At 68.6% G+C, this 1,317-nt stretch carries 2 protein-coding genes; both read right to left on the bottom strand.

Annotated features, from left to right (window positions below; all coding sequences use genetic code 11):
* Positions 1–38: 38 nt before the first annotated feature.
* Complete coding sequence (locus tag U9980_RS24315; protein ID WP_322770059.1) at positions 39–713, bottom strand: ABC transporter permease; 675 nt, start codon at positions 711–713, stop codon at positions 39–41.
* A partial coding sequence (locus U9980_RS24310; protein WP_322770058.1) for an AAA family ATPase occupies positions 710–1,317 on the bottom strand: 608 nt, incomplete at its 5' end. The genes U9980_RS24310 and U9980_RS24315, both read right to left, overlap by 4 nt.

Here is a 1,317-nt window from a genome sequence, read left to right as displayed (position 1 = left end):
TTTACCGTTGGCCTGGGAGGTGCAGCGCGGCGGTGTGATCAGACCGTGGCCTGGCGGATCGTGGTGAGTCCACCGGCGAAGAGCGTGGCCGTGAGGGCGGCGAGTACGCCGGTCAGCCCGGCGGCGCGCAGGGCGCTGAAGAAGTGGCCGATGCCTGGCCAGGCATGGGTCCAGGTGGCGATGAGTGTGGCGGCGAGCAGCACGGTGATCTGGCCGGCGATGAAGGCGACCAGGCCGGTGACGTTCCAGCGGCGGTAGACGATACCGAACCACATGCCGTAGACGAACAGCAGCGCCAGGCCCACGAACGAGGTCAGCCAGGTGAGATACCACGGCCCGGCGAGGATGTAGGTCACCCGGAAGAAGTGCAGGGTCACGCCCCATCCGCCGGTGGCCCGCTCGATGGCCTGTAGCACGGTGAGAGCGAGTCCGTAGACGGCGGCGAGGCCGGCGGTCCCGAGGTAGTAGCAGCGCCGGCTGACTCCGAGGGCGAGTCCGAACGGCAACGACCGGGAGGTGCTGAGCAGCCCGCAGAAGAATATGTAGGTGTAGATCGAGGCTAGCCCGCCGGTGTGGTTGCCCGGGGTCTCGGCGGCGACGACCAGGTTGACGGCGAAGCTGAACGCCAGGATCGCCCAGGGCATCACCACGTAGATGACCCGTTGGATGAGGTGGTAGCGGGCAACGTTGATGACGGTGAGCCAGCTGGTCATGCGCTTGTCCTCTCCTGCGGCTCCTCGGCGGCCCGGCCCGAGGCGTGGACCATCACCTGCTGCAGCGACAGGGATTCCACGCTGAGGTGCAGGTCGCGGGCGCGAATCCGGTCGCCGTCATCGAGGGCCCCGACGACGACAGACTCCTGGGAGGCGATCTGGCGGCGGTCCCAGGTGGGGCGGCCGGCGACGAGCTCCTCCACCGCGGCGGTCGGGCCGCTCACGGTCGTGAACGCGCCGCGAATGTCGTCGGCGGCGGCGTCGAGGATGACCCGCCCTCGGTCGATCATCACCACCCGTTCCAGCAGCCCGGCGACCTCGTTGATCAGGTGGGTGGACAGCAGCACCGTACGGGGGTGCTCGGCGTACTCGACGAGCAGCCGGTCGTAGAACAGCTGGCGGGCGACCGCGTCGAGACCGGCGTAGGGCTCGTCGAACAGCGTCACCTCGGCCCGTGCCGCCAGGCCGATCACAATGCTCAGCGCCGAACGCATCCCCCGGGAGAGCCGCTTGATCGCCCGGTCGGTCGGCAGGTCGAACTCGCCGGTCAGCGTCTCGGCCAGCTCACCACTCCAGTTGGGATAGAACCATGACGCCACCTTCA

Origin of the sequence: Protofrankia sp. Cr1 (assembly GCF_963555865.1) — a bacterium.
Taxonomy (GTDB): domain Bacteria; phylum Actinomycetota; class Actinomycetes; order Frankiales; family Frankiaceae; genus Protofrankia.
This window is presented reverse-complemented; position numbering and strand designations above follow the sequence as displayed.